The organism is Saccharopolyspora sp. 6V, assembly GCF_020176785.1.
Taxonomy (GTDB): Bacteria; Actinomycetota; Actinomycetes; order Mycobacteriales; family Pseudonocardiaceae; genus Saccharopolyspora_C; species Saccharopolyspora_C gregorii.
Window position 1 is genome coordinate 1 of the sequence record NZ_JAIUKB010000234.1, and the last position, 836, is coordinate 836.

The 836-nt window shown below is 68.4% G+C and carries 1 protein-coding gene; it reads right to left on the reverse strand.

Going from position 1 to position 836, the window contains the following annotated elements; translation table 11 throughout:
• Positions 1-836, reverse strand: an 836-nt coding sequence (locus tag LCD35_RS29685; RefSeq protein ID WP_225045324.1) for an S-(hydroxymethyl)mycothiol dehydrogenase, incomplete at both ends; no start/stop codon positions are given.

The window sequence follows — 836 nt, forward strand, 5'->3', positions numbered from 1 at the left end:
TACCACGACGACTTCAACGCACCACCCCGGCCGAACACCTCCAGCAACGGCAACTCCAGCCTCATCTCCGGAGTCGGCACCCCCACCAGCACCACCGTCCCGGCCAGATCCCGCGCGTAGAACGCCTGCTCATACGTCGCAGGCACCCCCACCGCATCGATCACCAGATCCGCCCCGAACCCATCGGTGAGCTCCCGCACCGCCTCCACCGTGTCCACCTCGGCCGCGTTGACGGTGTGCGTGGCACCGAACTCCTCCGCCCACGCCAACTTCGCCGGATCCCTGTCCACCGCGATGATCCGCCGCGCACCCGCGAAACTCGCCCCCGCGATCGCACCATCACCCACCCCACCACACCCGATCACCGCGACCGAATCACCCGGCCCCGCACCACCGGTGTTCACCGCCGCACCGATCCCCGCCATCACACCGCACCCCAGCAACCCCGCCACCGCGGGCCGCGCCGCCGGATCCACCTTCGTGCACTGACCCGCATGCACCAGCGTCTTCTCCGCGAACGCACCGATCCCCAACGCCGGCGACAACGCAGTCCCATCCGTCAACGTCATCGGCTGCGCCGCATTGTGCGTATCGAAGCAGTACTGCGGACGACCCCGCTTGCACGCCCGACACACCCCGCACACCGCACGCCAGTTCAACACCACGAAATCACCAGGCACGAGATCCACCACCCCGGCCCCGACCGACTCCACCACACCGGCCGCCTCATGCCCCAACAAGAACGGGAACTCATCGTTGATCCCGCCCTCCCGATAATGCAGATCCGTGTGGCACACCCCGCACGCCTGCACCCGCACCACCGCCTCACCCGGACC